Below are 26251 nucleotides of genomic sequence, written 5' to 3'. Positions count from 1 at the left end.
CCTTAAGAGATTCACGCGTGAAAGTGTTGACTGTTTTTGGTACCAGACCTGAGGCCATCAAGATGGCACCCCTGGTTCGCGCTTTGACTGCAGATACATTCTTCAATGTAAGGGTGTGTGTCACTGCACAGCATCGAGAGATGTTAGATCAAGTGCTCACACTCTTTGAGATCCAACCAGACTATGATCTCAACATTATGAAGCCAAGTCAGGGATTGACAGAAATTACTTGTCTTATTCTGGCGGGTTTAAAACCGATTCTGGAGGAATTTAAACCTGATGTTATCCTGGTTCATGGTGACACCACCACGACCTTTGCTACCAGTTTGGCTGCATTCTATCAGCGTATTCCTGTTGGACATGTTGAGGCCGGTTTGCGCACCGGAAATGTTTATTCTCCTTGGCCAGAAGAGGCTAACCGTCAATTGACTGGACGACTGGCGATGTACCATTTTGCACCGACAGCCAATGCACGGCAAAACCTACTACGGGAATCCCTGCCTGAAAACCGTATTTTTGTTACTGGTAATACGGTGATTGATGCTCTGTTTTGGGCACGTGATCGTGCCACGGAAAACGATGAATTACTCAAACAATATGCCTTCCTCGATGACGAAAAAAAGATGATTCTGGTTACAGGACATCGGCGGGAAAATTTTGGTGGGGGTTTTGAACGGGTATGCAGTGCGTTGGCGATGATTTCCAGGTCACATCCCAAAGTACAACTGGTGTACCCTGTTCATTTAAATCCGAACGTCAGTGAACCCGCCAAGCGTATTTTAAACGGCATTGAAAACATTTTTTTGATAGAACCACAAGATTACCTACCCTTTGTTTACCTGATGAACAGATCCTACCTCATTTTAACTGATTCGGGGGGGATCCAGGAAGAAGCACCTTCATTAGGTAAACCTGTATTGGTCATGCGAGATACGACTGAACGTCCAGAAGCGGTGGACTATGGTACTGTCAGATTGGTCGGTACCCGCATCGATAAGATCGTTGAGGGTGTGAGCCGTCTGCTGACTGATAAAAATGAATATAATAAAATGAGCCAGGCACATAATCCTTACGGTGACGGAAAAGCCTGCCAATACATCCTTGCTACGTTAAAAGATCAGTGGGTCATATTATGAGTTCTACAACAATACATTTTGCAAAAGAAGAGGCTGCAACGACGAATTTTGCAACAATTTCGGTGATCGGCTTAGGATATATCGGCTTACCCACTGCGGCTATTTTTGCTTCTCACAAAGTGAAGGTGATCGGTGTTGACGTTAATGCAGATACTGTTGCTACCATTAATCGTGGAGAAATTCATATTGTAGAGCCGGATTTAGGTAATGCAGTGAAAAACGCGGTTGCCAAGGATTTTCTACAAGCGGTAAATCAGCCTTTAGCTTCTGATGCATTTTTGATCACTGTACCAACACCGTTGCAAGATGATCACCAACCAGACATGTCTTTTGTTGAATCCGCCGCAAAATCCATTGCACCGGTATTGCAGAAAGGTAATCTGGTTATTTTAGAATCCACTTCACCAGTGGGTGCTACCGAGAAAATGGCTCAATGGCTTGCACAAGCACGCCCTGATCTCAGTTTTCCTCAGCAAATGGATGAAAAAGCAGATATTAATATTGCTTATTGTCCCGAACGTGTTTTACCGGGACGAGTGATGGTCGAGCTGATTCAAAATGATCGTGTGATTGGAGGTATGAGCGCCACCTGTTCTGCGCGTGCCTGCGAGTTATATCAAATCTTTCTACAAGGTGAATGTGTAGTGACACAATGCCGTACTGCTGAGATGTGCAAACTCACCGAGAATAGTTTTCGCGATGTTAATATCGCCTTTGCTAATGAATTATCATTGATTTGTTATGAACAAGCTATCGACGTATGGGAATTGATCAATCTGGCGAATCGTCATCCACGGGTAAATATTTTACAGCCGGGGCCGGGTGTGGGGGGGCACTGTATTGCTGTTGACCCCTGGTTTATCGTAGCGCAAAATCCGCAGCTAGCGCATTTAATTCACACCGCGCGTTTAGTGAACGACGCTAAACCGCAGTGGATAATTGATCGAGTCAAGGCTGCTGTCGCTGATTGTATCAAAACCACCAATAAACGTGCCGCTGAAGTGAAAATCGCCTGCTTTGGCTTGGCATTCAAACCCGATATTGACGATTTGCGTGAAAGTCCAGCGCTGGCAATCGCGAGTCTGGTTGCCGAATGGCATGCAGGGGAAACCTGGGCAGTCGAACCTAATATAGAGCAATTACCACCATCACAAACAAGTCAGATGAAGCTTACAGATACAGATAGCGCATTACAAATCGCCGATATTTTGTTGATGTTAGTCGATCACCACGAGTTTAAAGCAATCAAGGCGGAAGATATCAAACAGTCCTGGATTATTGATAGCAAAGGGGTATGGCGGTGAGATGTATTTTAGTCACCGGTGGGGCAGGTTTTATCGGCTCGGCTGTAGTGAGACATATTATTAATGACACGACAGATACGGTGGTCGTGGTAGATAAAATCACTTACGCAGGTAATCTTGCGTCTCTCGATAAAGTAAAAAACAGTGATCGTTATGCTTTTCAACAAGTGGATATTTGTGACCGGAATAAACTGGATCAGATATTTACGCATTATCAGCCCAATGTGGTGATGCACCTGGCAGCGGAAAGCCATGTTGATCGTTCGATTAATCGGCCAGCCGCATTTATTGAAACTAACGTGGTAGGAACTTATACCTTGTTAGAAGCCGCGCGCCATTACTTTAGTGGAGTCTCCGTTGATATAAAATCAACCTTTCGTTTTCATCATATCTCAACAGATGAAGTTTATGGTGATTTGCAAGGCACAAACGATTTATTTACTGAAAGCACCCCTTATGCACCGAGTAGCCCTTATTCTGCTTCAAAAGCTGCCAGTGATCATTTAGTACGCGCATGGTTAAGAACCTACGGTTTGCCCACTCTGATCACTAACTGTTCTAATAATTATGGTCCCTACCATTTTCCAGAGAAATTGATCCCACTGATGATCCTCAATGCCTTGGCCGGCAAACCGCTGCCGGTGTATGGTCAGGGTGATCAAATACGCGACTGGTTATTTGTTGAAGATCATGCGCGTGCACTATATCAAGTAGCGATACGAGGTGTTGTTGGCGAAACCTACAATATTGGTGGGCATAACGAGCGTAAAAATAGGGAAGTGGTTGAAACTATCTGTACGCTGTTAGAAGAACTCACGCCACAGAAACCGGTAGGCGTTAAACAATATCGTGATTTGATAACCCATGTTACCGATCGCCCGGGTCATGATAAGCGTTATGCCATTGATGCGGGAAAAATTGAACGTGAGCTGGGCTGGCGTCCACAGGAAACATTCGACAGTGGTCTGCGTAAAACCGTCAATTGGTATTTAAAAAACGAATCTTGGTGGCGTCCTCTTCAGGACAATTCCTCTTCGAGTGGTTTGATTTAGGAGTGTATATGAAAGGCATTATTCTGGCAGGTGGCTCGGGGATGCGGTTACATCCCATTACCCGCGGTGTCTCTAAACAACTGCTACCAGTCTATGATAAGCCGATGATTTATTACCCATTATCAGTGTTGATGTTGGCGGGGATACGCGATATTTTGCTTATTTCGACAGCAGAAGATCTCCCTTCTTTTAAGCGTTTGTTAGGCGACGGGGCTGCATTTGGCATTCATCTGAGTTATGCAATCCAGCCTCGCCCGGATGGATTAGCACAAGCCTTTTTGATTGGCGAAGAATTTATCAACAATGAAAACTGTTGTCTGGTCTTGGGTGATAATATTTTTTTCGGTCAAGGTTTTAAAACAAAACTAGAGATAGCGGTTGCTAATCAGAAGGGAGCGACCGTATTCGGTTATCAGGTGATGGACCCAGAGCGCTTTGGTGTGGTGGAATTTGAAGATAAGCAGACTGATAATTGTTTCCGAGCCTTATCCATTGAAGAAAAACCCAACAAGCCAAAATCGAATTGGGCAGTAACCGGACTGTATTTTTATGATCATCGGGTGGTTGATTTTGCTAAGCAGCTAAAACCTTCAGATCGTGGCGAACTAGAGATCACCTGTATCAATCGCATGTACCTAGAACGTAACGCATTAGCTGTTGAATTGTTAGGCCGTGGTTTCGCGTGGCTGGATACCGGTACCCATGACAGTTTGATCGAGGCAAGCACATTTGTACAAACGATTGAAAAACGTCAAGGTTTTAAAATTGCCTGTCTAGAAGAGATTGCTTGGCACAATAAATGGTTGGATGACGAAGCCATAAAACACACAGCAACATCCTTGGCAAAAACCAGTTACGGTAAATATCTGTTGGATCTGTTAAATGTGCGTCCACGCCAATATTGAACCCCTTCTCTGGGAAAGTGAATTTTTCCAGATCAAGAGTGCGAAGCTAAATTTTTCGCCCAGAGCACCATTAGTCAATTCATCTAAAATGAGTGGATATCGCTTAATTCAAGCCAAAATTCCCACCGATCGTGTCGATTTGTCGGACGCTTTGTATTCACTCGGCTTTCAATGGGTCACAGGAGAAGTTGATTTGGTGCTGACGATCAATATGGAAAATCAGCTAACAACAAGTCGCTTGGCAACAGTCGATGATATTCCGCGGTTACGCCAAGTGGCGGCAGAAGCCTTTGCAGCGAGTCGTTTTCGTGCACCCTGGTATCATCCACAAGACAGCGGGCGTCTATACGCTCTTTGGGTTGAGAAAGCGGTACAGGGCACCTTTGATGATCAATGTTTATTACTCGACGATGCTCAAGGTCAGCCAGCAGGTTTTGTTACCTTACGTGATTTAAAAAATGGTGCTGCCCGTATCGGTTTATTAGCGCTATTTCCTAAAATGGCAGGTAAAGGTATCGGCATGCAACTGATGTTAGCAGCAAAAAAATGGTGCCAGCAGCGGAGCTTACGTCGGTTACATGTTGCCACACAAATAAATAATATTGCCGCTTTGCGTCTTTATATCCGCAGTGGTGCCTTAATTGAAAATACCGCGTATTGGTTATACAAAGGACAAAAATGATTCCATTTAACTCACCCCCTGTCGTCGGCGGCGAATTGGCTTATATGCAGGAAGCGATCACTAGCGGCAAACTCAGCGGTGATGGTGGATTTACTCAGCGCTGCCAAAAATGGATGGAACAGCACTTTGATTGCCCGAAAGTGTTGCTCACCCCCTCTTGTACTGCGTCGCTAGAAATGGCGGCGTTGTTACTCAATATTAGGCCCGGTGACGAAGTGATCATGCCGAGCTTTACTTTTGTCTCTACCGCTAATGCATTTGTACTACGTGGTGCAGAAATACGGTTTGTTGATATCCGACCAGATACCATGAACATTGATGAAAGCAAAATTGAGGCGGCAATCACGGATAAAACTCGCGTTATTGTTCCTGTGCATTACGCAGGGGTGGCTTGCGAAATGGATGCCATTATGGCGCTGGCAAAAAAATATCGCTTATTTGTCGTCGAAGATGCCGCTCAAGGCGTCATGTCGACATACAAGGGCAAAGCGTTAGGAAGTATCGGCGATATTGGCTGTTTTAGCTTTCATGAAACCAAAAATTACAGCGCGGGGGGTGAAGGGGGCGCGATCTTGCTGAACGATGCTACATTGATCGAACGCGCTGAAATTATCCGCGAAAAAGGCACTAATCGTAGCCAATTCTTCCGTGGTCAGGTGGATAAATACACTTGGCGTGATATTGGTTCCAGTTACCTGATGTCAGATATACAGGCCGCCTATCTGTGGGGTCAGCTAGAACATGCAGAACAAATTAACCAGCGCCGTCTAGTATTGTGGAACTGCTATTATCAAAGTTTAACGCCACTGGCGGACAGTAAACGAATTGAACTGCCCACGATCCCTGCTGATCTCATACATAATGCCCACATGTTTTATATTAAATTGCGTGATATAGATGATCGTGACGCCTTCATTAACCATATGAAAAATTCGGATATTTTGACAGTATTCCACTATATTCCATTGCATACTTGCTCTATGGGTGAAAAGTTTGGGCGTTTTTCGGGTGAAGATCGCTTTACTCGATCACAAAGTGAACGTCTAGTGCGTCTACCCCTGTTTTACAACCTGACTGATGCCGATCAGCAAAAGGTCATCAATGCCACGCTAAGTTTTTTTTCCTGATATGTCGCTGGCAAAAGCATCGATCTGGACGACGGGTTCTACGCTAATAAAAATTGGTGTCGGGCTGGTCGTGATTAAGTTGCTCGCGGTCACTTTTGGCCCTAGTGGCGTGGGTCAGGCAGGGAATTTTCGCCAATTAATCACAGTATTAGCTGTGTTGTCTGGTGCCGGTATTTTTAACGGTGTTACCAAATATGTTGCTGAATATTCTCGACAACCTGAAAAGTTACGGACGCTGCTAGGAACGTCATCAACTCTGGTATTCGGATTTTCTACTCTACTAGCGCTGATTTTTCTGTTAGCGGCCAAACCGATCAGTATCGCGTTATTTGGATCCGCTGATTATCAAAATGTGGTGCGCGCACTCGCTTTTATCCAAATGGGTATCGCCTACGCTAATTTATTTTTGGCAATTTTGAAAGGCTATCGTGATGCTGCCGGTAACGCCTTAGCCGTTATCACCGGTAGCCTGATAGGCGTAGCAGTCTATTATTTTGCTTTCCGGCTGGGTGGTTACTCAGGAGCACTACTGGGCTTGGCTCTCGTACCTGCATTGGTGATGATCCCGGCATTTTTGTTATTGGGTCGCCGTAAAGCGATCCCATTCCACTATTTGAAATTAGGTTGGGATAAAAAACGGGTTAGCCAGCTAGGTAAATTCACCATCATGGCGTTGATCACTTCAGCAACCCTACCGCTAGCGTACGTAATGATGCGCAATCTGCTGGCTAACGACTACAGCTGGCAGGCTGTGGGGATTTGGCAAGGGGTAAGTAGTATCTCGGATGCTTATCTACAATTTATCACCGCATCCTTTACCGTATATTTGCTGCCTACTTTGTCACGATTGCAAGATAAAGACGATATCGCTCGTGAGATCCTGCGTTCATTGAAATTTGTACTACCGACGGTAGCAACTATCAGTCTGTTGGTTTGGCTGTTGCGTGATTTTGCCATCTGGTTATTGTTCTCCAACCATTTCGCCGCCATGCGTGATCTCTTTGCCTGGCAGCTGGTGGGAGATGTATTGAAAGTGGGATCTTATGTTTTTGGTTATCTGGTGATTGCAAAAGCATCATTACGTTTCTATTTATTAACTGAAATAAGCCAATTCTTACTGCTAACAGGTTTTACGCATTGGTTAATTCCTCTGCATGGTGCTCTTGGCGCGGCACAGGCCTATATGGCAACGTATATCGTTTATTTTGCCCTGTGTAGCGGTGCATTTTTCATTTATTGTCGACGAACATAATATAGATAAGCATGAAGACCCTTATTCACGTATTGGGATCGGACATCCCACATCATAATCTGACGGTATTGCGTTTCTTTAATGATGTACTAGTGCCTCTCTTAGCTGAACAAAAGCAGCAAGGGCAGTATTTTATGGTCGTAACACAAGATGTAGCACCTTTTAATGCATTTACCAAACTGACCATTGAAACATACTGCGATAAAAAAACGCTCGCCAAAGCAGTGATTACACAAGCTCAGAAGAATCGGAACAAACACTTTTTCTGGCATGGACAATTCAATGTCATGTTATGGCTGGCACTGTTGTGCGGGAAAATTAAATCAGCGCAAGTATATTGGCATGTGTGGGGAGCTGATTTATATGAAGTCACCCCTCATTGGAAATTTCGTCTGTTTTATCTGCTACGGCGTATAGCACAAGGCAAAGTCGGGCATGTTTTTGCGACCCGTGGTGATTTACTTTATTTTCAGCAACGTCATCCACAGGTAGCGACGTCCTTACTCTATTTTCCAACCCGTATGGATCCTGCACTCACTACTAACAGCAAAAAGATAGGGGGTGGGGAAAGAAATAATTTGGCAAAACCGTCAACCTGTCACATGACTATTCTCGTCGGTAACTCCGGTGATGTGACTAACCGCCATATTGAAGCCCTTAAAGCCATTTATCAGCAATTTGGCTCTGATGTTATGGTGATCTTGCCGATGGGTTATCCACAGAATAATGACACTTATATAGAGCGAGTCAGAAGAGAGGGGCTGACTCTATTTGCGCCGGAAAGGCTACGTATACTGACACAACAGATGGCATTTGATGATTATTTAACTATTTTGCGTCAATGCGATCTGGGCTATTTTATTTTCCAACGACAACAAGGTATCGGCACCCTCTGTTTATTAACTCAATTAGCTGTGCCTTGTGTCCTTAGCCGCCATAATCCATTCTGGCAGGATTTAGCTGAACAATATATCCCCTTTTTCTTCTACGGTGATACTCTCGATGAACAGCTCCTGCGTAAGGCACAATACCAGCTTGCTGAGTTGGATAAACAATCGATCACTTTTTTCAATCCCAACTATATTGATGGTTGGCGACAAGCACTGATGACAATAAACGCCAATAACATAAGTATTAATAACGACAGGAAAAGATAAATGACCCTAGAACAATTCAGCGGTTTGTTAGGCGTTTATTTGATCGCGGTAAGCTTTATCTTCATCTTGACCTATCAAGAATTCAGACGCGTACGCTTTAACTTTAATGTGCTCTTTTCCATGCTGTATTTACTGACTTTTTATTTCGGTTTCCCTCTGACTTGCCTATTGGTATTTCAATTTAATGTTGTTGTCTCACCGGCGGAGTACCTGCTCTATGCACTACTAACGGCAACTTCTTTTTACGCCATTTACTATATAACTTATAAAACACTTTTGCGTCAGCCACTTACTCAGCAGCACCAACCACTTTTCACCATAAATCGAGTGGAAGCCAATCTAACCTGGATATTGTTGGCATTAGTGGCAATCGTGACCCTTGGCGTATTTTTCCTGCAAAATGGTTTTCTATTATTCAAACTCAATTCTTATAGCCAAATTTTTTCCCGCGATGTTTCTGTCGTCGCCTTAAAACGTTTTTTTTATTTTTTTATCCCAGCAATGCTAGTGGTGTATTTTCTCAAACAGAGTAAGCGTGCTTGGATATTTTTTCTGGCTAGCACACTGACGTTTGGTATGCTGACTTACATTATCGTTGGCGGTACGCGTGCAAATATTATTATTGCTTTTGCATTGTTTCTGTTTATGGGTATTGCCCGTGGCTGGATAACCTTATCAATGTTATTTATGGCCGCGGTATTCGGCGTTGTGAGTATGTTCTGGCTAGCATTAAAACGTTATAACCTTGATGTTAATGGTACGGAAGCCTTCTACACTTTTCTCTATTTAACACGTGATACCTTCTCACCGTGGGAGAATCTGGCGTTATTATTGCAAAACTATGACAAAATAGATTTTCAGGGATTAGCCCCGATCATTCGTGATTTTTACGTCTTTATTCCTGGTTTTCTGTGGCCTGATCGCCCTCATTTCGTCCTTAACACGGCGAATTATTTCACCCAGGATTTATTGGATAACCATTCGGGTCTCGCTATTTCTCCAACGTTATTAGGCTCATTGCTTGTCATGGGTGGAGTACTCTTTATTCCTCTTGGTGCCGTGGCGGTAGGACTGATTATTAAATGGTTTGATTGGTTATACCAACAAGGTCTTACTGAAACGAACCGTTATAAAGCGGCGATTCTACAAAGTTTCTGCTTTGGCGCAATTTTCAATATGATCGTATTAGCACGTGAAGGACTGGACTCGTTTATATCACGTGTCGTGTTTTTCACTATCATTTTTTTTACCTGCCTACTACTGGCAAAACTACTGTATTGGTTATTCAATACGGGTGGTTTGATTAAACAACGGATAAGATATACAGATTAATCATTAGACTTCTTGCAAAACCGTAGCGGGTGTAGTGTGAAGTCAAGGCACCTGGAGCACAGCAACCGCTGTGTACATGCGAGTACGTGAGGATTGCGAGCACCACGTAACGCAGAATCCACAGCACTAGTAGGTTTTGCAAAAAGCCTATTCACCTCGGATCTGTATTCTTTATAAGGATAAAATAATGGGTTCCAATATGCTTATCCCCAAATATGATGTACGTGGCTTCAAGATTTTTGGCTTTCGTGATAGGGATCAAACGATTAATTATCTATTCGATAACAATCAGGTTAAAACCGGAACACTGGTGGCAATGAATGCAGAAAAGTTATTGACGGCGGAACAAGATACTGAACTGCGTACTTTACTCGATAATGCCGACTATCTCTATGCTGATGGTATTAGTATGGTAAATGCTATCGGTCGTAAATACCCGCAAGCTGAAGTCTCACGCGTGGCAGGAGCCGACCTATGGCCAGCATTAATGCAACGGGCAGGACAACAGAACACACCGGTATTCCTGGTGGGTGGCAAACCAGAGGTTCTCACCCAAACTGAAGAAAAATTACGTATGCAGTGGAACGTCAATATAGTCGGCAGCCAAGACGGTTATTTCACAGCCGAACAACGAGAAACATTACTTACCCGTATTGCTGCCAGTGGGGCGGTAATAGTAACAGTGGCGCTGGGATCACCAAAACAGGAAATTTTTATCCGTGATTGCTACCAACTCTATCCTAATGCTTTATATATGGGCGTCGGCGGCACCTATGATGTCTTTACCGGTCGTGCTAAACGCGCGCCAAAGCGTTGGCAAGATCTCGGGCTAGAATGGCTATACCGGCTGTTATCACAACCGAGCCGCATTGGTCGCCAGCTAAAATTGCTTAGATTTGCTTATTATTATTACCGTGGACATTTGTGATCCTTGCTCTGAATAGCACGATATGCTGTAAAATTGGCAATAGAGGCCGTTTTTTCATATTGACTTATAAAAAAATGAATAAAGGGTAAACAAATGAATCATTCCGATTTAAAAAGCACTAGACAGACTGATATTAAAACCGTAGTATCCTCACCCGAAACGGTGCCGAGCGCCCGTAGCTCAGCTGGATAGAGCGCTGCCCTCCGAAGGCAGAGGTCTCAGGTTCGAATCCTGTCGGGCGCACCATTAGTTTTGTGTGCGAGAGCTGCGGAAGCGGAGTCACGACTTAAAAGGCGTTGGCTTTTGTGATGGTGGCTATAGCTCAGTTGGTAGAGCCCTGGATTGTGATTCCAGTTGTCGTGGGTTCGAGCCCCATTAGCCACCCCAAATTTTGTGAGACATGCGATGGTGGCGGAATTGGTAGACGCGCTAGCTTCAGGTGTTAGTGTCCTTACGGACGTGAGGGTTCGATTCCCTCCCTTCGCACCACACGGTCTATATCGTTATTTGTTGACGTTGAAAGAATAAAGTATAGAGTGAAATTGATCTGCATTAATAAATCGGCGAGTAGCGCAGCCTGGTAGCGCAACTGGTTTGGGACCAGTGGGTCGGAGGTTCGAGTCCTCTCTCGCCGACCAAATACATTATCAGCCAGTATTAGCAACTGACTGTAATCCTACAAAAACCCGCATTCCAATTAGGTTTGCGGGTTTTTTATTGCCTGTTATCTTTAAGTATGGCAGGGCTATACTCTGTTTTTTAGGGGCTAGATTTGGGATTCTATCTTTTAGTCCTCAAAATAGGTAGTCCCATAGTCCTATTAATGGTGATTATGGCAATACAAGCAAAACCTCTGACTAATACCGAAGTAAAAGCCGCAAAGGCAGTTAATAAAGAGTTATCTTTGTATGATGGCGGTGGATTACTGCTATTAGTTAAATCATCAGGTGTTAAAACCTGGCGTCTACGCTACTATCATCCCTCAACAAAAAAGCGAACAACCTTAACACTAGGACATTACCCCGCTTTATCACTGGCAGAAGCAAGGCGTGTACGAGAGGAGATAAGAGCACTCTTGGCACAAGGAATTGACCCACAGGAGCAACAAAGGCAGCAACAAGAAAAAGAAAAGGCATCTAATAACAATACCTTTGCTAAAATCACTGCCGATTGGTTTGCAGTAAAAAAATCAAAAGGATTGCGGGCGCATACGCTTAACGATATATGGCGATCACCGGAAAAGAACATCTTTCCTTATGTGGAAGGGGTGGCTATCACTAAATTGACCGCACAAACATTTATACAAGCGATGGAGCCTATTCGTGTCAGTGGCCGCTTGGAAACAGTGCGGCGGGTGACTCAGCGTATTAATGAAGTGATGAACTATGCCGTTAATGCAGAGCTGCTTCAAACCAACCCAGCCACGAAAATTAGTCAGGTCTTTGAAAAACCAGTGATTAAGCACATGCCGACGATTAGGCCAGAGCAGTTACCTGATTTGATGCGTTCTTTATCCGTTGCCAATATATACCCGTGATCAATGAAGATGCTTGATTTTGAAGTCGATAAGGATCATGCTCATAGCCATGAAAATAGAGCTGACTGCTGACCAGAAAATTACCCTCGAAGCCCAACATCGTCAAAGCCATGACCGCCGTGTCTGTGACAGGATCCGGTGTGTTTTGTTGTCCGCAGACGGCTGGACTCCCCCTATGATTGCTCACTCACAGCTCATTAATGAAACCACGGTGCGGCGCCACCTTACAGACTATCATAAACTCAACAAGCTCAAGCCTGAAAATGGCGGCTCCGATGGCTATCTCAATGCGGAACAGACCACGTCGCTGGTTGAACATCTCACCCAGCCGCTCTACCACCACAATCACCAAATTGTGGCCTATATCGCTGGACGCTGGAACATCACCTTTACCGTATCAGGTCTGTATAAAGGGTTGAAGCAGCAGGGCTTTAGCTATAAAAAGCCGAAAGGTGTTCCGCATAAATTTGCCGTTGAGAAACAGCAGCAATTTATAAAGACCTACAGCGAATTGAAAGACGCCGCGGGTAATGACCCCATACTGTTTATTGATGCCGTTCATCCGACACAAGCCGCAAAAATAAGCTACGGCTGGATACGAAAAGGCCAGGATAAAACGATAGAGACCACCGGGAGCAGAACGCGGTTGAATATCATGGGAGCCTTGAACATCCAGAATGTGGCTAACCCCATAATCCGTGATGATGAGACGATTAACAGCGAAAATGTGGTTCACTTCCTGTCTGCCATTCGCGCGCATTATCCCATCACGACAACGGCACATGTGATCCTCGAGGGTGCAGGCTATCACCGTTCACAGCTTGTGCAAGACGCCGCGCTTACGTTGAATATCCAGCTTCATTACCTTCCGCCGTATAGCCCGAATCTAAACCCGATAGAGCGATTGTGGAAGGTGATGAATGAGCAAACACGAAACAATAGATATTACCCATCTAAACAGAGTTTTAAGAACGATATCTTAAACTTCTTTGAGGTGAAGCTACCACAAATGGCAAGTTCTCTGGTATCTCGCTTAAACGATAATTTCCAGGCGCTAAATCCTGCATCTTGATTTCACTTGGGTATAGAGTTACAAACGAGACTGGTGATAGAATTTCAGTTATTGACGATTGCGAGACCCGCAGAAGCCGCTAGCGCCCGGTGGGATGAAATCAATCTGATAGATAAAACATGGACAATCCCAGCCGGTCGCATGAAAATGCGCCGTGAACATGTTGTGCCACTCTCTCCCCAATCGCTGGCGGTATTGGAGGTGATGAAATCGATCAGTGCACACCGGCCTTTTGTCTTTCCCTCCTTTAAAGATCCCTCTCTTCCAATGAATAGCTCTTCGGCCAATGCAGCCTTGCGACGTATGGGCTATAAGGGGATACTGGTTTCACATGGATTGAGATCAATTGCCAGTACTGCACTGAATGAAAAAGGGTTTGCTCCGGATGTGATTGAAGCCGCTTTATCTCATGTTGATACCAACGAAGTACGCCGAGCTTACAACCGCAGCACTTATTTGGAACAACGTAGAGTCTTGATGGACTGGTGGGGTGAATTCGTTGAACAATCTGCAACAGGGAAATTTACTGCCGCCGAAGGCGTGAGAGGATTACGAATCAAATAATAATAAGATGGAATAAGGAAAAATAGTCAAAGCATGATGTTACCATCAAATGTTTACGTTAATTTCTATAGACCCCTTCTCTTTCATGCATAAAATACTGGCCTCAAATATTAACTGACACTTTTCGATGTGTGTTTCATATTAGTAAATGGATAATAGGCATTAATTAATGAACGATTCATTCCTTGACGAATACGCCGAGTTTGCATACATGGATTTAAGTATTGTGTTGGATGCTTTTATCACTGAAGGCTATTTAGATCACTGCGAAGCGCATTCTTATCTGTGCCGAATAATTAAAGGCGGTGCCACCCTTTCCCCCTGTGGCATTTTATCGTAAGCCCTTCAATCCTCTGCCTTTTGATGACTATCAAGAATTTGAAAAAACCGAAAGGGAGTCCGTGATAAAAGCGTTGAGAGACGCCGCTTATTTTAATACTGATCAGAATTTTTCTATCACTTATCTACAGCGAAAGGAATTAATTCACCGACTTAAGATTACAGGGAAGCCCATTCCTAACGCCATCATTTCACGTCGTCACCAAGCTAGCACTAGCAACACGGGTCGACTATCGACAGCCTGTAAAATAGCCATTGTCACTCTTTACGAAAAAACACACTGCACTCTTTCAGCTAATTATACGCAAGCGGCAAATATATTGTCGGCTTATGTGACTGAGGCGGGTTATAATCACAAGTTTAATAAAGATACTATTAAGAACTGGTACGAAGAAGTCAAAAACAACATACAGAAAATTTCTCACCGCTAATTAAGAGACGAGGGAGCTAATTTAGCCCCCTCTTTCTTTCAATCTATAAAAAAAAGATCAATCCTATCTGTATCCGCTGGTCATCCCGTTTACTCAAGGAAAATAGAGAGATGTCAATGTTAGATCGTAAAATACTACTGAAGAAAGAAGTTAAATCCATTCTGCGCATTTCCGCAGACAGTGCCTTTGACGAAATGTGGAAACAACACGACTTTCCTAAACCTATTCGCATTGGTATTCGTCGTATTGGATGGTATGCAGATGAAGTTGAGGGCTGGTTAAAGGCACGGGATTTGGAACGTTCACTAAAGGATAAGGAGATCGCATAATGAAAAATGTACAAATAAGCATCGAGAGCTATCACAAATTAAATCGTTCAAAAAATTTATTAGTGTTTCTAAACGTAGATTTGATTTATAGCGTAACGTATTAATTTTGATTACAATGTATAGCTAAATTATTTAACAGGGAGTTAGCGATGAGCCACTCTGTCGATTTTCGCCGTAAAGTTCTGAGTATTCGAGAGAAAGAAAACTTGAGTATCAGAGAGACCGCTAAACGCTTCCACATTGGTTCAGCTTCCGTTACTCGCTGGCTCAGTCGTATCGAGGTTAAAGCTTCTTCCCCCCGTCGGCGTAAGCTTGATAAAGTGGCGTTAGCTGAAGATGTTGCACTTTATCCCGATGCTTACCAACGGGAACGGGCGGCGCGCTTTCAGGTGTGCCAGAAAGCCATTTGGCAGGCACTGAAAAACCTGGGTGTCACCTATAAAAAAAACCCTGCGTCATCCCAAGGCAGACGAAGAGACACGGCGCGCCTTCCAGGACACGATAGCCTGCTATAAAAAGCAGGGAAAACCGGTCGTTTATCTGGATGAAAGCGGTTTCGCACACGATAGGCCACGAACCCACGGTTATGCTGCACGAGGTCAACGCTGTTGGGGTACCCAGGATGGGCAGCCTAAGGGCCGAACAAATGTCATTGGCGCGTTACTGGGAACCGTCCTGATGGCGGTCGGATTATTTTTTTGTTCCATTAACAGTGATGTTTTTTACGCCTGGGTTACCCAGCGCCTTTTGCCTACTCTTCCTCCTCATTGTGTCATCGTGATGGATAACGCCAGTTTCCACAAACGTCTCGACATTCAGCAGGCTATCAGTAAAGCCGGGCATCGGATTGAATATCTCACTCCCTACTCACCTGATCTCAATCCTCACTTTTACCCACAACGTTGAATGAAAAATGATTCAGGTGAAATTGGATTATTGGTAGAGTCAATAGTTAAATCAGGAAACAGGCACATGAAAACAGTAACGGGTAATGGGAATGAGTGGATCCGGGAAGAATTTCATTAAATTGATTTCGGAGATAAACGCCTTAAAGAGCGTTTTTTTGAAACAGCGGGCTTCTTATCATCAAAAGCGTCAGGTTCAATTTACCCAAGCTGTCATGGCTCCTGGTCACAGGCCAAAGGAGCTTATCGATTTTTTAGCAATGAGAGAGTGAGCGAGAGCGCGCTATTCCGTACACATTGTGTGCAAACACAAAAACGTCTGGAGGGGCATTCACTGGTTTTTTCTCTTCAGGACACATCAGAGTTGAACGTTGACTCACATAAAAAGACAGAGGGGTTGGGAAGTATATCTAAAGCCTATCACAAACATAAAATGGGGTTGATGCTTCATGCAAGTTTGATGGTAACTCAGGAGGGCTTGCCGCTTGGGTTATCCTCGCTTAAATGCTGGTCACGTGTTTCCCGAGAGGAACCCCCTCAGGAAAAACAGCGGCGGCTTTATCAATCGACAATGAAAGAGAAAGAAAGTATTAAGTGGATAGAGACCCTCTACGAGACAGCGGCGCTGATACCCAAAGATACCTGCTTAATCACGCTGGGAGACAGAGAAGCGGATATTTTCGAACTTTTTCGGGTTGCAAGCTCACTAAAAACATTTTTTATTATCCGCAACCGGAAAGACAGAAAATTTATCGATGAAAAGGGGAAAAAAACAACGGTGCAAACCGCCTTGTCAAAGACGCCGATTTTAAAAACCATAGCACTCACCCTGCCCAAAAATCAGCAAAGGGTAGCAAGAACGGCTTATGTGGATATTCGCTCCATTTCAGGCTGGCTCCCCATTAGAAATAATCTAGTTTATGGGCCTACCAATAAAGACGCTTCACGGCATATCCATGAAAAGGTTCACGTATCTGCCATCAGTGTTAAAGAACAGCCTCCTCCAGAAGGAGTAGCGCCTGTCGAATGGGTATTATTGACCAATTTGACGGCCACTGACGCCTTTGAAGCAGAAGAGAAAGTGAATTGATGACCGTTCCAAAATCAAAAGAACGTATTGTTTCATTGACGCAAAGGAATCCGCATCCTTCCATAACTAGTGCTATGGAGTTATCTCTCTCTTATTTAACGGCAAATAATATCAAGCCAAGCATGACACTTAGTGAGTATGCAAAATTTACTGGCATGGAATTAAGGCAAGTTCAAAGTGATGCTGAACGTAACTATCTCCCATTATTGAAACGTACGATAAGCAACCGAAGAGAATTAAAACGTATCAATATGGTTGCTTTTTATGCGATCCCTGTGATCGAGGGTTTTGATGCCATTGAAAAGCGCATTTGAGGAAAAAATGATCTACCCCCCAACCGCAATCAGTCGCCACTCACAGGAATACCGGGGATTTACTCTTGTCCGCCTGCCGAGAACAGTGGCTCAACCGATTACCCGTTATCACCTGTGGTTAGGTGATCGGTCGTTTGGCAAGGTCGATACGGTGGCACAAGCAACAGATTACATCGATCAGTTACATCAAATGAAGAAAATAGAGAGGAATGATGATGAGTTATTCAACAGAACTATTGCTATCAGCCCTGATTGTTCTCGTTGTGATGGCAATCCATGCACACCGAAAGAAACACGCCAAATTAACTGGTTGGCAGCAATTTCTTATACATGAAGCAGAAATTAAACGCAAAACGCGTCATACCCTTTAAATCAAAGCGTAAAGCCTTCCCTTAAATTAGCATTATGAAGAGGTTTTATTTATTACAGGAATAAGTGATGAATTTTAAAATTCAAAAAATACACACTGTCACACACTGTGTTTTAACGCTATTTCGAGATAACATTTATGACAATTAAGCCATTCCCTGTCACTCTACCTTCTAAGGTGCAACGGGGATATTACAAAGTCTATGGTGCAATGGGAGTATATATGTTTGGAAAGTGCTTTATTATAATGCACAAGCTTAAATACCATCAAGATAGAACTGAAAATATTCTCCTGAAATTCATATTTTTCTATTTTTATCTATTTTTTAGGCAGTGCGGTCATTTCTTTTTCATGCTAAGAATAAAATCTTTTCAAATTGAATGCAGAGATCTTAATGTCTTCGTAGAGAGTACCAAGGGCGATTAAATGAGATGCGAATGTTAATCGCACTTTGCGTTTTATTGTTAAACATCAACCTATTTTCCTTGTTGTGGTGGGAGGTTATGCCGGCGTCATCTTTGGTAGAGCAGAAGCCGGCATAAAAATAGTACCACACAAACCCGCGCCGGACGGGGTAAACATTCCGGCATTATTTTCACGTAAAGGGAGATTGCACTATGTCAATAAAAACCTGCACATCCGTAGCCGTATTGCCAGATAACCCGTTGCACATTACGCATCGCCGTGGCTGGCTGGAGACCCCTGATGGTCGTCGTGTTCAGCCTAATACACAGGCGGTGCAATTTATTAAAGGAATGAGCACACCAGTAATCAGTCAGCCGTGCCGCCGTTGGTTTTCACGTTTGATGGGAATTTTTGCTTAATAAAGGAGGGATTATGGCGAATACCGAGCCAGCATGTGTGGTACCGCTGAATTTAGAACAGCGTCAATGTAGTCTTAAGAATATCGCGTTATTATGGGGGTTATTGCCTGACGCAAAATATAAAGGGGTTATTCCCGCGCTGATCACTGAAATGCAAAAAACCGACCCGCAAATGAAAGGCGCACTGTATTATTTGGCCGGTATTGAAAGGAAAAAACATGATTTGGAATTTAAACAGTTATATCCAGAAGAACAAATAAATATTATTGACGCCATTAATCGATTACGTGCCACCGTCAGTTTATTGCCTGACAGGGTGACGTATATTGATTGTGATCCGCTGCCGAACAAGACGGAATAACACCATCCCTTCATTTTTAAAATGAACAGACGCGTTATTGTGTCGGTATTCCTGTCATCTAAATAAGGACGCATTATGAGCCTGTATATCGATAACGATTATGTTATCAGCCATAATAACTCACGGTTTATTTTATATAAAAAGAAAATCTATTTTAATTCGTCAAAAAAGGCCATCAAAAATCATCTTGAATTCTTGGCGTGTTATTCATCCTTCCCCGCGTTCATTGAGAGTCTGATACGCCATCATGGGTTGAGGGTAGACAATCAGATTATGGAAGACTGGTATAATGCAATACAACACATCTTTAGAACGTGCCACGAGACGTTTAAACCTGTCCCGCTATTAGATCCAGATAAAGACGAAATAAGGCAGGGAATAAAACACAGATTATTACTGCCTGGTCGCCTGATATAGCAGGGGCCGTATAAGTTGATTATGAAAATCAGCAATAACATATTGATATTAATTAATATTTATTAACAAAAGTGATCACGTTACATGGCGCCTGCTATATATATCGAGTGTTATCGACTCGCTGATTAACGTCATTAATTAATACCTGAAATAAATAAACGCGTCATTGCGTGGGATCCGTTTTATCTAAAAACAAGGCCGTTACGATGATAATGCATGCAGAAAAAATTCGTGTCACTGCACCGCGTTCTATTAACCCTGCTCCCTGCAACATTATTTCTCCTTTGCTGTGGGAGCGCGAGCAACTGCCCGCCATTTTGGAACCGAGGATAGAAGACTATTGGCAACGCGAGGTGGTGCAAGCCAATCATTTCGCCCACATTTCTCAGGTGAAGCATCGGTGGCAGGTTCACCCTGAACAGGAAGTCCAAGCGGATTTACACCATCAGCCGAAATTTATCCAGCAGCCGTTGCAGCAACGCCTGGATTATCTGCGTCGTGAGGGTGGTGAGGCGCGTGCCACTGCATTTTTACTTGATGTTATCAAACCAGTATTGCACCGTCTTGAAAGCGTGCGTAAAAAGCAACTAACAGAATAATATCAGTCTGTTACCTACCCCGCGTCCCTACGAGATTTACTGCATCTGCCCACATTGATGCAAAAAGAAGTGAAAATCTTGGCGGCAAGGGTGGCTGCACATATGGAACTGTTTTTCTGTGCCTGCGCCGAGGTGTTACCGGATGATAATACTGATCCAGATAAGGTATTGCGGGTTTATCAGCGCGTGGCTGCGGAAGCCAAACGGTTTGCTATTACAGCCCCGCATTGGCACAGTTTGCGTGAGCATATCCAGCATCGTGACAAAGTGCCTTATCCTCTTATCCCGGGTGCGCTGGCACGGCTGTGTTGTGCCGATTGGTGGGCACGCAAACTGTGGCGCTTGCGTTGCGAATGGCGTGAGGAGCAGTTGCGGGCCATTTGTCTGGTGCATAAACAGGCGTCTGCCTATGTCAGCCAGGATGCCTTGACGCGTAAACGTGATCAAGATCGCCGTGCCTTGGAATTTATCCGAGAGCATGAACTGGTGAATGAAGAGGGTGTGACTCTGGATATGGAGAAGGTGGTTAACGCTAGCACCAGCAATCCTCACTTGCGTCATCTGGAGATGATGACCACTGCCAAAGGTCTGGAAAACCTGGCAGAACAGCGCGGTGATTATGCGATGTTTTATACCCTTACCTGCCCGTCACGTTATCACGCCACCTTATCTTGCGGTAAACCGAATCCGAAATGGGCGACCCATACGGTACGCGAAAGCAGTGATTATCTGGTCGATCTGTTTGCGGGCGTGCGCAAAAAGATGAATAAGATGGGGCTGCGCTGGTATGGCGTGCGGGTCGCCGAACCGCATCATGATGGCACGGTGCATTGGCATTTGCTATGTTTTATGGCGAAAAAAGACCGTGTGGCGATCACCGGTGTGTTGCGTGAGTTTGCGATCCGTAGCGATCGTGAGGAGCTAGGAAAAAATATCAAACCGCGCTTTGATGTCAAACCGGTGCTGAAAAGTAAAGGGTCGCCAACCAGTTATTTGGCGAAATACATCAGTAAAAATATTGACGGCACAGTACTGAAAAAAGCCGTTGATAAGGCCACAGGTGAGCCATTACTGAGTATTGAGACCGGTAAGCCGCTTAATGAATCGGTTGAACATGCCGTGGCCTGGGCAAGTTTGCATCGGGTACGACAATTTCAGTTTTTTGGTATTCCTTCGCGTCAAACGTACCGTGAATTGCGTTTGCTGGCCGGTCAATTGCAGCGAAAATCAACATCAAAAAAAGGGGGGCAACAGCTGGAAGATAAGCCAATGGATGAGGTGCTCGCGGCTGCCGATGCCGGTTGTATGGCGACCTATATTGTTAAGCAAGGCGGGGTGTTGATCCCACGTAAAAACCATACTGTGCGTACAGCTTATATCAAATCTGAGACCCTGAATGCCTACGGTGAGCAGGGGGTGAAAATTTACGGCGTGTGGTCGCCCCGGCTGGGCATGGCGTCACGGATTTGTACCCATGTGGATACCTGGAAAAAGGTGCGTAAGGCGAAAAGTGATAAGCAGCCTGTTCATCCTGTTAATCAGGCAGAAAGTGATCGGGGGTCAGGTGTTGCCCTTCAGGACGGGCTTACCGTCCCTTGGACTCGGACTCGTGGCAATAACTGTCCCCTTGCGTGGAAAATCATCAAGTGTAAAAAGATGAAGGAATGTGCGAGGCCGCTAAGGATTTGAGGAAATTTATGCTCAATGCCATATCTCAGCAGTTAAACATAGCTCTCTCAACGGTATTAAAATCTTAAAAATAGCTTAAGCACGGATTCTCATCTACTAAGCTTCAGACACACTATGATTATTAAATGAGCTATTTTTGAAGGATTTTTTAGAGAGATGTTTGGTATAAAGTATCTATGTGTTAATAGATTGAGTAAATAATTTATAATTAAATTTAGTCTATTATGTTTATTTTACACACTTAATTATTATCAATTTAGTGTCATAAAATCTTATTCCTCATTTAATTATAATAGAGAATAGTAATATGCCAAGCCCAATGTCAGTTAGATCAAAGTCTCCACTTCAAACTATTTTACCTGAAAGTAGAGACGAAATTAGCTATCAAGCGGTTTCTAGAACGTTCAATGGTGCGCGTAATTCATCTGATGCAATAATTTGTACAAACCAAGCAATAGTATCATCTCAACCTCAAGACCCTCCTAAGTCACAAAACACATGTGACGAGTTACATGAACCTACAGAAAGGCTTTCATCGGAGGAAGAAAGGCTTATAGAAGAGCAAATATCACAAAGTTTTACAAATGATGAAATACCACAAGATCTTGAAGGGGAACCACTCCTAGATGAAGACGGTTCTTTTGAAGAATTTTTGAGTACTACTCAAAATACTTCGTCACCTTTGGAAAAAAGGCATTTTTCCGTCGATGAAAGTAATCAAATATTTTCTGGGAAGAGACAAAAAACCGAGAATTCATCTGTTTTTTCTCAAAGCATTTCTCAACCTAGTACAAGTTTTTCTGTTTATTTACAACCGAATACTATTGAAAGTGAACCTTCTGACGAAAATCATTCAAATGAAGCTTCTAGGGAAATAAATAGCACATCAAATTATATCGAGAGTCTAGAACCGACAATACTTTCAGAGCAAGAATTCAACAGCCTACCTATAGTGACAAGTAGTATGATAGATCCCAGAGTCAAAGCAAAAATATCAGAGCAACGACCTGCCCAACGAGTCAACAACTTAAAAAAATGGGGAAATACAATTCAGGAACATCAAAAAAATTCTAAGCCAGACCGTAAGCATATATATTATCATCAGGAATTTATATCAGAGTTCCTTGCTATTGCACCACACTGTGGCGGCGTCAAAAAACTCGCAAAGGATTTAAACATACATAAAGATACAGCCCACATTTGGGAAAAAAATCTAAATCCCAAGTAAGAATAAAATCAGACAATATAGGTTTTTGGTCACTTTCAGATAGCGATAAAAAAAATATCGATGATGAAATAGAAAAAATATTTTCAGATAAAACTCAAGATTTGAAACTGGAACCAAAACGTGTAGAAGAACTTAAGTGCCTGCCCTCCGATGATCGAATATATTTTATGAAACAGTTCCAAGACAAATGGAAAAAATATAAATCCACTGCATATGGCTGAACGACATAATAATGATTATGTCGTTCAGCCATATCTGTGCTTATGTGGAAACCCAATTTGGCGTCTGTTACACCGTATCTGGCATGACAAAATGGCTGCAAGCGCATTGTTTTAGCTATAAGCAGCCCAAAGCGACGCCGGTTAAAGTGGATGTTGCTCAGCAAGAAGCGTTTATCGCGTCTTATTTCACTTTGCTGGAGAGTGCTCTTAAGAATGAACCGATTGTTTTTATGGATTCAGCCCCTCCAACGATGGCCACCAAAGTGGTCTGCGGTTGGATAAGGAAAGGCAAAGATAAGCCGCTGGTCAAAACAGGGGCAAAAACACGGGTTAATGTCATGGGTGCCATTGAATTGAGCACCATGAAGGTGGTCAGTGCCCGTCCTGAGCAGGTGAATTCAGAAACCACCGTCGCTTTTTTTGAGCAGCTCAAAGCTGCTTATCCTGATGCACAAAAGATACACATTATTTTAGATAATTCTGGCTATCATTGCCGTCAGCGAGTCAAAGACGCCGCATTAGAGAAGGCTATCGTACTCCATTATTTACCCCCTTATAGCCCTATATCTTAATCCCATCGAGCGATTATGGAAGGTCATGAACGAGCGTGTCAGAAACAACCGATTTTTCTCTTCAGCCAAAGAGTTTCGTGGGGCTATAGCCGAATTTTTTGATAGTACATTGGCAAAAATTGCTCCCTTTCTCAGGGGCAGAATTAACGATAATTTCCAAACCATCTAATCCAGACCTTCAAGTTGAATGAGTATAGACTCTGTTTTTAGGGACTAGATTTGGGATTCTATTCTCTAGCGCCTAAAATAGGGGGGTCCCATCGCCCTATTTTGGTGAACACATGCCGCATTTTTTGCATGAGGTAAAACGAGCGATGTTATGCTCTTATATTATTAATAGGTAGCCAGATAATTAAACGTAGCCCACCCAGTTGACTGTCTTCTGCCAGTACCCAACCGCTGTGCTGAGTGACAGCAGTTTCTACAATTGCCAAACCTAAACCGGTACCTCCGGATGACCGATCCCGTGCTTCATCGGTGCGATAGAAAGGACGGAATATTTGTTCACGCTCTTCCAAGCTCACACCTGGGCCATCATCATCAACAGTAATAGTGACCCCTTTATTATTCGCACTGAATGCCACGGCAATGTAGTGATGTGAATAACGCAGTGCATTACGTACGATATTTTCTAGGGCGCTATCGAGTGCAGCAGGATTACCAAACAATGTCCAAGGTTCCGGGGGCGTGACTACTTCCAGCGTTTTACCTATTTGTTCAGCTTCGAATTTTGCATTTTCAAGCATACCTGCCCAAAGCTCATCAGCTTTAAGTGGTTCACGGCGTAACTCATGTTTATTGTGCGTACGGGAAAGGACGAGCAGATCGTTAATCATACTGTCGAGCCGTTGTGCTTCCATTTCAATACGTTCGAGTTCTTTCCCTTCGCCATGACGACGACGTATCAGGGCAGTAGCGAGTTGCAAGCGGGTGAGTGGGGTACGTAATTCATGAGAAATATCGGAGATAAGACGTTGTTGAGCAGCAACCATGCGTTCCAACGCACTGATCATTTGGTTGAAACTGGTACCGGTGGCCAAAAATTCTTGCGGCCCTGATTCCAGTTCTGGGTGCTGTTTTAAATTACCACGAGCGACATCATCGGCCGCATTTTTCAACTTACGTGCCGGTTTTGCCAGACTCCATGCTAACCAAAGCAGTAGCGGTGCGCTAATCAACATGGTAACCAACAGCAAGAGTAACGGGCGATCAAACATCAGGTTGATGAAATCGGACTGTGGACTACTCGCGGGGCGGATAAGATAAAGCTGATAATTTTCCTCAGCATCACGGATAGAAAAGGGGCCAACCATTTCCAGTCGACCATATTTTTTCTTTTTAGGTGCATCGGCATTATCCGACTGCCCGATAAAATTGCGCACAATTTGCATTTCTTTATGTTCGGCACCGATAACCCGACCTTCAGTGGTCACTAACACTAAACGTTGACCAGGGGGAGCCCACTTTTCGATGGCCCGCTGTAAACGGCGCCACCACATAAGGTCATTGTCCGGTTCACCGGCAAGCTCCGCTTCGACGTGTTGTTCCAGCATCATGCCCTGACGTCGCTCATTGTCTTGCAAAGCGGTAATTTTACGTGAATCGAGTTTTGGTACCATCAATACCAACAGCAACACCAGCGACAAAGTAAACCAGAAAATAGCAAAGATACGGGCAGTTAAACTATTAATCATGTTGCTGAAACCATCAGGTATCCTCGACCACGCAGGGTTTTAAACCAGAGTAGCCCATCTTTGCGATCTGGTAGCTTACGCCGTAAATTAGAAACATGCATATCAATAGCACGATCGAAAGGCGTCAGACGTTTCCCTAGAACCTCTTGACTCAAGCGCTCACGTGATATCACCTGACCAAGATGTTGAGCCAATAGATAAAGCAGCGTAAATTCAGTACCCGTTAAATCCAGCACGATTTGATCAAAACTGGCTTCCTGTCGACCCGGATTCAGTTGTAAACCATCTACCTCCAGCGTTGATGCACCCTGATCCACGTTCTGTTGTTGTCCACTCCAGTTAGAACGCCGTAACATTGCCCGTACACGTGCTACCAACTCGCGATCATTAAATGGTTTGGCTAAATAATCGTCGGCACCTAGTTCCAGCCCTAGCACGCGATCTAATTCACTACCTCGAGCAGTCAACATCATCACCGGTGTTTGGTAAGATTGCCGCAGTTCTTTCAGTGTTTCGATACCATTTTTTTTCGGCATCATAATATCGAGTAACAATACATCAATCGAACCATCCAACAGTTGCAAAGCTTGCTCTCCATCGTGGGCGACAACGACATCGAACCCTTCTATTTCTAGTAGTTCTTTCAATAGGGAGGTGAGGTCTATATCGTCGTCAACCAGCAGAATTTTATTCATAGTTCTTTTGTCCCTTGATGCAAAATACGTTATTAATCACCTATATTTTGTTACTTTACTTAATTTTACAGGCACTGAAGCTAGTTTGCAGCCAGGTAGATAGACTACCCCAATTGTATAGTAAG

The 26251-nt window shown here is 43.8% G+C and carries 31 protein-coding genes, 4 tRNA genes and 2 pseudogenes; 35 read left to right on the top strand and 2 right to left on the bottom strand.

The window, feature by feature from the left end:
* The first annotated feature begins 17 nt into the window (after positions 1 to 17).
* The 35 genes and pseudogenes from wecB to AAHH42_RS01195 all read left to right on the top strand — a co-directional run bounded on the left by wecB (position 18) and on the right by AAHH42_RS01195 (position 23906).
* Positions 18 to 1136, top strand: coding sequence for a non-hydrolyzing UDP-N-acetylglucosamine 2-epimerase (gene wecB, locus AAHH42_RS01360; RefSeq protein ID WP_072550407.1), 1119 nt, complete (start codon positions 18 to 20; stop codon positions 1134 to 1136).
* On the top strand, positions 1133 to 2440 hold the full coding sequence (gene wecC, locus AAHH42_RS01355) for a UDP-N-acetyl-D-mannosamine dehydrogenase (protein ID WP_342221538.1): 1308 nt from the start codon (positions 1133 to 1135) through the stop codon (positions 2438 to 2440). Before wecB ends, wecC begins: the two co-directional genes overlap by 4 nt.
* A complete protein-coding gene (gene rfbB / locus AAHH42_RS01350; RefSeq protein WP_072550431.1) occupies positions 2437 to 3492 on the top strand; it encodes a dTDP-glucose 4,6-dehydratase in 1056 nt (351 codons plus the stop codon). Before wecC ends, rfbB begins: the two co-directional genes overlap by 4 nt.
* An 8-nt stretch (positions 3493 to 3500) precedes the next feature.
* Positions 3501 to 4397 carry a glucose-1-phosphate thymidylyltransferase RfbA gene (rfbA, locus tag AAHH42_RS01345; protein WP_072550405.1) on the top strand — a complete coding sequence of 299 codons (897 nt, stop codon included), beginning with the start codon at positions 3501 to 3503 and terminating at the stop codon, positions 4395 to 4397.
* Positions 4375 to 5079, top strand: a complete 705-nt coding sequence (gene rffC / locus AAHH42_RS01340) for a dTDP-4-amino-4,6-dideoxy-D-galactose acyltransferase (protein ID WP_072550404.1) — start codon at positions 4375 to 4377, stop codon at positions 5077 to 5079. Before rfbA ends, rffC begins: the two co-directional genes overlap by 23 nt.
* A complete protein-coding gene (gene rffA, locus AAHH42_RS01335) occupies positions 5076 to 6206 on the top strand; it encodes a dTDP-4-amino-4,6-dideoxygalactose transaminase (RefSeq protein ID WP_342221537.1) in 1131 nt (376 codons plus the stop codon). The genes rffC and rffA overlap by 4 nt, the downstream gene beginning before the upstream one ends.
* Position 6207: 1 nt before the next feature.
* The gene (gene wzxE, locus AAHH42_RS01330; protein ID WP_072550402.1) at positions 6208 to 7458 is read left to right on the top strand and encodes a lipid III flippase WzxE; all 1251 of its coding nucleotides are present in this window, start codon (positions 6208 to 6210) and stop codon (positions 7456 to 7458) included.
* Positions 7459 to 7469: 11 nt separating this feature from the next.
* On the top strand, positions 7470 to 8615 hold the full coding sequence (locus tag AAHH42_RS01325) for a TDP-N-acetylfucosamine:lipid II N-acetylfucosaminyltransferase (RefSeq protein WP_342221536.1): 1146 nt from the start codon (positions 7470 to 7472) through the stop codon (positions 8613 to 8615).
* The gene (wzyE, locus tag AAHH42_RS01320; protein WP_072550400.1) at positions 8616 to 9947 is read left to right on the top strand and encodes an ECA oligosaccharide polymerase; all 1332 of its coding nucleotides are present in this window, start codon (positions 8616 to 8618) and stop codon (positions 9945 to 9947) included.
* A 187-nt stretch (positions 9948 to 10134) separates the two neighbouring features.
* Positions 10135 to 10875, top strand: a complete 741-nt coding sequence (gene wecG, locus AAHH42_RS01315) for a lipopolysaccharide N-acetylmannosaminouronosyltransferase (protein ID WP_072550399.1) — start codon at positions 10135 to 10137, stop codon at positions 10873 to 10875.
* Between the two features lie 169 nt (positions 10876 to 11044).
* Positions 11045 to 11121 (top strand) — tRNA-Arg (locus tag AAHH42_RS01310).
* 65 nt (positions 11122 to 11186) lie between these two features.
* Positions 11187 to 11262, top strand: a tRNA-His gene (locus AAHH42_RS01305).
* A 15-nt stretch (positions 11263 to 11277) separates the two neighbouring features.
* Positions 11278 to 11364: transfer RNA gene (locus tag AAHH42_RS01300), tRNA-Leu, on the top strand.
* A 72-nt stretch (positions 11365 to 11436) separates the two neighbouring features.
* A tRNA-Pro gene (locus AAHH42_RS01295) sits at positions 11437 to 11513 on the top strand.
* A gap of 194 nt (positions 11514 to 11707) precedes the next feature.
* A complete protein-coding gene (locus AAHH42_RS01290; RefSeq protein WP_072550430.1) occupies positions 11708 to 12412 on the top strand; it encodes an integrase arm-type DNA-binding domain-containing protein in 705 nt (234 codons plus the stop codon).
* Between the two features lie 49 nt (positions 12413 to 12461).
* Positions 12462 to 13484, top strand: coding sequence for an IS630 family transposase (locus tag AAHH42_RS01285; protein ID WP_342222071.1), 1023 nt, complete (start codon positions 12462 to 12464; stop codon positions 13482 to 13484).
* Positions 13485 to 13496: 12 nt separating this feature from the next.
* A pseudogene (locus tag AAHH42_RS01280) lies at positions 13497 to 14048 on the top strand (tyrosine-type recombinase/integrase); the annotation flags it as partial.
* A 169-nt stretch (positions 14049 to 14217) separates the two neighbouring features.
* Positions 14218 to 14388 carry a hypothetical protein gene (locus AAHH42_RS01275; RefSeq protein WP_162860071.1) on the top strand — a complete coding sequence of 57 codons (171 nt, stop codon included), beginning with the start codon at positions 14218 to 14220 and terminating at the stop codon, positions 14386 to 14388.
* Positions 14372 to 14818 (top strand): hypothetical protein, encoded by a 447-nt coding sequence (locus AAHH42_RS01270; RefSeq protein WP_119797599.1) that lies wholly within the window; start codon positions 14372 to 14374, stop codon positions 14816 to 14818. Before AAHH42_RS01275 ends, AAHH42_RS01270 begins: the two co-directional genes overlap by 17 nt.
* 110 nt (positions 14819 to 14928) lie before the next feature.
* On the top strand, positions 14929 to 15147 hold the full coding sequence (locus AAHH42_RS01265) for a helix-turn-helix transcriptional regulator (protein ID WP_119797600.1): 219 nt from the start codon (positions 14929 to 14931) through the stop codon (positions 15145 to 15147).
* 149 nt (positions 15148 to 15296) lie between these two features.
* The gene (locus tag AAHH42_RS01260; protein ID WP_342221003.1) at positions 15297 to 15662 is read left to right on the top strand and encodes an IS630 transposase-related protein; all 366 of its coding nucleotides are present in this window, start codon (positions 15297 to 15299) and stop codon (positions 15660 to 15662) included.
* Positions 15577 to 16053, top strand: a complete 477-nt coding sequence (locus tag AAHH42_RS01255) for a transposase (protein WP_342221535.1) — start codon at positions 15577 to 15579, stop codon at positions 16051 to 16053. Before AAHH42_RS01260 ends, AAHH42_RS01255 begins: the two co-directional genes overlap by 86 nt.
* A gap of 120 nt (positions 16054 to 16173) precedes the next feature.
* A pseudogene (locus AAHH42_RS14695) lies at positions 16174 to 16263 on the top strand (hypothetical protein); the annotation flags it as partial.
* A 57-nt stretch (positions 16264 to 16320) separates the two neighbouring features.
* Positions 16321 to 17142, top strand: coding sequence for an IS4 family transposase (locus tag AAHH42_RS01250; protein WP_342221534.1), 822 nt, complete (start codon positions 16321 to 16323; stop codon positions 17140 to 17142).
* Complete coding sequence (locus AAHH42_RS01245; RefSeq protein ID WP_119797603.1) at positions 17142 to 17456, top strand: hypothetical protein; 315 nt, start codon at positions 17142 to 17144, stop codon at positions 17454 to 17456. The genes AAHH42_RS01250 and AAHH42_RS01245 overlap by 1 nt, the downstream gene beginning before the upstream one ends.
* On the top strand, positions 17434 to 17790 hold the full coding sequence (locus AAHH42_RS01240; protein WP_342221533.1) for a hypothetical protein: 357 nt from the start codon (positions 17434 to 17436) through the stop codon (positions 17788 to 17790). The genes AAHH42_RS01245 and AAHH42_RS01240 overlap by 23 nt, the downstream gene beginning before the upstream one ends.
* Before the next feature lie 653 nt (positions 17791 to 18443).
* The gene (locus AAHH42_RS01235; RefSeq protein WP_342221532.1) at positions 18444 to 18650 is read left to right on the top strand and encodes a phage filamentation protein Fil family protein; all 207 of its coding nucleotides are present in this window, start codon (positions 18444 to 18446) and stop codon (positions 18648 to 18650) included.
* Between the two features lie 13 nt (positions 18651 to 18663).
* Positions 18664 to 19011, top strand: coding sequence for a DUF5347 family protein (locus AAHH42_RS01230; RefSeq protein WP_119963822.1), 348 nt, complete (start codon positions 18664 to 18666; stop codon positions 19009 to 19011).
* Between the two features lie 75 nt (positions 19012 to 19086).
* Positions 19087 to 19428 (top strand): hypothetical protein, encoded by a 342-nt coding sequence (locus AAHH42_RS01225; protein ID WP_342221531.1) that lies wholly within the window; start codon positions 19087 to 19089, stop codon positions 19426 to 19428.
* 206 nt (positions 19429 to 19634) lie between these two features.
* A complete protein-coding gene (locus tag AAHH42_RS01220; RefSeq protein ID WP_254052045.1) occupies positions 19635 to 20027 on the top strand; it encodes a hypothetical protein in 393 nt (130 codons plus the stop codon).
* A 90-nt stretch (positions 20028 to 20117) separates the two neighbouring features.
* A complete protein-coding gene (locus AAHH42_RS01215; RefSeq protein ID WP_342221530.1) occupies positions 20118 to 21716 on the top strand; it encodes a replication endonuclease in 1599 nt (532 codons plus the stop codon).
* A gap of 307 nt (positions 21717 to 22023) precedes the next feature.
* Positions 22024 to 22944, top strand: a complete 921-nt coding sequence (locus AAHH42_RS01210; RefSeq protein WP_342221529.1) for a hypothetical protein — start codon at positions 22024 to 22026, stop codon at positions 22942 to 22944.
* Positions 22917 to 23165, top strand: coding sequence for a hypothetical protein (locus AAHH42_RS01205; RefSeq protein WP_119797609.1), 249 nt, complete (start codon positions 22917 to 22919; stop codon positions 23163 to 23165). Before AAHH42_RS01210 ends, AAHH42_RS01205 begins: the two co-directional genes overlap by 28 nt.
* A 17-nt stretch (positions 23166 to 23182) precedes the next feature.
* Positions 23183 to 23737, top strand: a complete 555-nt coding sequence (locus tag AAHH42_RS01200; protein ID WP_342221528.1) for an IS630 family transposase — start codon at positions 23183 to 23185, stop codon at positions 23735 to 23737.
* Between the two features lie 25 nt (positions 23738 to 23762).
* Positions 23763 to 23906 carry a hypothetical protein gene (locus tag AAHH42_RS01195; RefSeq protein WP_162860073.1) on the top strand — a complete coding sequence of 48 codons (144 nt, stop codon included), beginning with the start codon at positions 23763 to 23765 and terminating at the stop codon, positions 23904 to 23906.
* Positions 23907 to 24054: 148 nt separating this feature from the next.
* On the opposite strand, the gene cpxA is transcribed toward AAHH42_RS01195, so the two are convergent.
* Together cpxA and cpxR are read right to left on the bottom strand one after the other, a co-directional pair.
* Complete coding sequence (cpxA, locus tag AAHH42_RS01190) at positions 24055 to 25431, bottom strand: envelope stress sensor histidine kinase CpxA (protein ID WP_072550701.1); 1377 nt, start codon at positions 25429 to 25431, stop codon at positions 24055 to 24057.
* Positions 25428 to 26126 carry an envelope stress response regulator transcription factor CpxR gene (gene cpxR, locus AAHH42_RS01185; RefSeq protein WP_072550702.1) on the bottom strand — a complete coding sequence of 233 codons (699 nt, stop codon included), beginning with the start codon at positions 26124 to 26126 and terminating at the stop codon, positions 25428 to 25430. Before cpxR ends, cpxA begins: the two co-directional genes overlap by 4 nt.
* Positions 26127 to 26251: the final 125 nt, after the last annotated feature.

The sequence above is a fragment of the Candidatus Fukatsuia endosymbiont of Tuberolachnus salignus genome (genome assembly GCF_964030845.1).
Taxonomy (GTDB): domain Bacteria; phylum Pseudomonadota; class Gammaproteobacteria; order Enterobacterales; family Enterobacteriaceae; genus Fukatsuia; species Fukatsuia symbiotica.
The sequence above is the reverse complement of the archived record's forward strand: the minus strand, read 5'-3'. Positions and strand labels throughout refer to the sequence as shown.

What these genes read in the sequence shown, in the direction of transcription:
- wecC (WP_342221538.1), top strand. Translation starts at nt 1,133, where the DNA reads ATGAGTTCTACAACAATACATTTTGCAAAAGAAGAGGCTGCAACGACG.
- rfbA (WP_072550405.1), top strand. Translation starts at nt 3,501, where the DNA reads ATGAAAGGCATTATTCTGGCAGGTGGCTCGGGGATGCGGTTACATCCC.
- rffC (WP_072550404.1), top strand. Translation starts at nt 4,375, where the DNA reads ATGTGCGTCCACGCCAATATTGAACCCCTTCTCTGGGAAAGTGAATTT.
- rffA (WP_342221537.1), top strand. Translation starts at nt 5,076, where the DNA reads ATGATTCCATTTAACTCACCCCCTGTCGTCGGCGGCGAATTGGCTTAT.
- wzxE (WP_072550402.1), top strand. Translation starts at nt 6,208, where the DNA reads ATGTCGCTGGCAAAAGCATCGATCTGGACGACGGGTTCTACGCTAATA.
- AAHH42_RS01325 (WP_342221536.1), top strand. Translation starts at nt 7,470, where the DNA reads ATGAAGACCCTTATTCACGTATTGGGATCGGACATCCCACATCATAAT.
- wzyE (WP_072550400.1), top strand. Translation starts at nt 8,616, where the DNA reads ATGACCCTAGAACAATTCAGCGGTTTGTTAGGCGTTTATTTGATCGCG.
- wecG (WP_072550399.1), top strand. Translation starts at nt 10,135, where the DNA reads ATGGGTTCCAATATGCTTATCCCCAAATATGATGTACGTGGCTTCAAG.
- AAHH42_RS01290 (WP_072550430.1), top strand. Translation starts at nt 11,708, where the DNA reads ATGGCAATACAAGCAAAACCTCTGACTAATACCGAAGTAAAAGCCGCA.
- AAHH42_RS01285 (WP_342222071.1), top strand. Translation starts at nt 12,462, where the DNA reads ATGAAAATAGAGCTGACTGCTGACCAGAAAATTACCCTCGAAGCCCAA.
- AAHH42_RS01275 (WP_162860071.1), top strand. Translation starts at nt 14,218, where the DNA reads ATGAACGATTCATTCCTTGACGAATACGCCGAGTTTGCATACATGGAT.
- AAHH42_RS01265 (WP_119797600.1), top strand. Translation starts at nt 14,929, where the DNA reads ATGTCAATGTTAGATCGTAAAATACTACTGAAGAAAGAAGTTAAATCC.
- AAHH42_RS01260 (WP_342221003.1), top strand. Translation starts at nt 15,297, where the DNA reads ATGAGCCACTCTGTCGATTTTCGCCGTAAAGTTCTGAGTATTCGAGAG.
- AAHH42_RS01245 (WP_119797603.1), top strand. Translation starts at nt 17,142, where the DNA reads ATGACCGTTCCAAAATCAAAAGAACGTATTGTTTCATTGACGCAAAGG.
- AAHH42_RS01240 (WP_342221533.1), top strand. Translation starts at nt 17,434, where the DNA reads ATGCCATTGAAAAGCGCATTTGAGGAAAAAATGATCTACCCCCCAACC.
- AAHH42_RS01235 (WP_342221532.1), top strand. Translation starts at nt 18,444, where the DNA reads ATGTCAATAAAAACCTGCACATCCGTAGCCGTATTGCCAGATAACCCG.
- AAHH42_RS01230 (WP_119963822.1), top strand. Translation starts at nt 18,664, where the DNA reads ATGGCGAATACCGAGCCAGCATGTGTGGTACCGCTGAATTTAGAACAG.
- AAHH42_RS01225 (WP_342221531.1), top strand. Translation starts at nt 19,087, where the DNA reads ATGAGCCTGTATATCGATAACGATTATGTTATCAGCCATAATAACTCA.
- AAHH42_RS01220 (WP_254052045.1), top strand. Translation starts at nt 19,635, where the DNA reads ATGATAATGCATGCAGAAAAAATTCGTGTCACTGCACCGCGTTCTATT.
- AAHH42_RS01210 (WP_342221529.1), top strand. Translation starts at nt 22,024, where the DNA reads ATGCCAAGCCCAATGTCAGTTAGATCAAAGTCTCCACTTCAAACTATT.
- AAHH42_RS01200 (WP_342221528.1), top strand. Translation starts at nt 23,183, where the DNA reads ATGTCGTTCAGCCATATCTGTGCTTATGTGGAAACCCAATTTGGCGTC.
- AAHH42_RS01195 (WP_162860073.1), top strand. Translation starts at nt 23,763, where the DNA reads ATGAACGAGCGTGTCAGAAACAACCGATTTTTCTCTTCAGCCAAAGAG.
- cpxA (WP_072550701.1), bottom strand. Translation starts at nt 25,431, where the DNA reads ATGATTAATAGTTTAACTGCCCGTATCTTTGCTATTTTCTGGTTTACT.
- cpxR (WP_072550702.1), bottom strand. Translation starts at nt 26,126, where the DNA reads ATGAATAAAATTCTGCTGGTTGACGACGATATAGACCTCACCTCCCTA.